Source organism: Mesorhizobium sp. M0678 (assembly GCF_040320505.1).
GTDB lineage: Bacteria > Pseudomonadota > Alphaproteobacteria > Rhizobiales > Rhizobiaceae > Mesorhizobium.
On sequence record NZ_JAMYPT010000079.1, the window covers coordinates 1 to 1,041 of the forward strand.

The window sequence follows — 1,041 nt, forward strand, 5'->3', positions numbered from 1 at the left end:
CCGTGATCAAGCAATTCGCCGAAACCTCTACAAGCCTCACCACAATGGTTCGGCCGCAAATTAGGCTCGCAGTTACCGCTCCGAACGCGGCAACGGGCTCTTCAATCCTCAGAACGAGCGCTGGAAGCGGAGCAGACCGCCGACGCTGTTCTTCTTGTCGGCATTGGTCCAGTTAGAGAAGTCCACATCCCCGAACTTGCCAGCGTGGAGATAGTCGACTTCGGCCGTGATCGTCAGACCAGGAACGATATCGTAGGCGACATTGGCAGCAATGCCGAGGTTCTTCCACTCGTCATACGCCGCCTGAAGGTTGAAAGAGGTCTTCTCGTTGAACTTGTAGGTGCCGCCGCCCCAGACGGCCCAGTTGCCACCCCACTGCTTGTAGAAGCCGCGACCGCCGGCAGGAATAGCGTAGGTCCCATCGGTTAGGTTGTCGTCGGTCCCATAGCCAGCCATAATGAACAGCGACAGTTCGTTGGTGGCGTTCACATCCAAGCGGACCTTGCCGGCTACCTCTTCGTAGTTGCTGTCGTAAGCCACGACGCCGCTGATGGCGCCCCAGCCCTGCGTGTACTTCACGCCGCCGACAAGATGCGGAACGTAGCTGTCGATCGTGCCGACGACGCCAGAACCCTCTTCGAGCGATACCACGGCGGAGAAGCCATTGCCTGCGTCGAAGTAGTACTGCACGACGTTGGTGTCAAAATCGCCGTAGGGAACGAGCGTATCGTTGATGACGTTGCCGGCATAGCCGATAAACGTATCGAAGGCCGATTCGTCCTTACCGACGCGCAGGCCACCAAGCTGGATCCAGGCGAAGTTCAGTGTGATGCCCTTGTTGAAGGCATAGTTCTGGGGACTGTCAGGACCCGAATAGGCGTTGCGGTTACCGAAATTGAATTTGGTCTCGGTGTATGTCTTCAAAGTACCGAGTTCGGTTTCCTGGCCGGTCCAAGTCCTTAGGTCAAAGCGGGCGTTCTTGCGCCAGGTGCCCTGGTCGCTGCCGTCTTGGACGTCGTGGGTCCGCGCCCCGTCGTAGGA

At 58.2% G+C, this 1,041-nt stretch carries 1 protein-coding gene; it reads right to left on the reverse strand.

Going from position 1 to position 1,041, the window contains the following annotated elements; genetic code table 11:
- Window positions 1-108: 108 nt before the first annotated feature.
- The coding region (locus NKI29_RS33350) for a porin (RefSeq protein ID WP_352798696.1) at window positions 109-1,041 on the reverse strand (933 nt) is incomplete at its 5' end.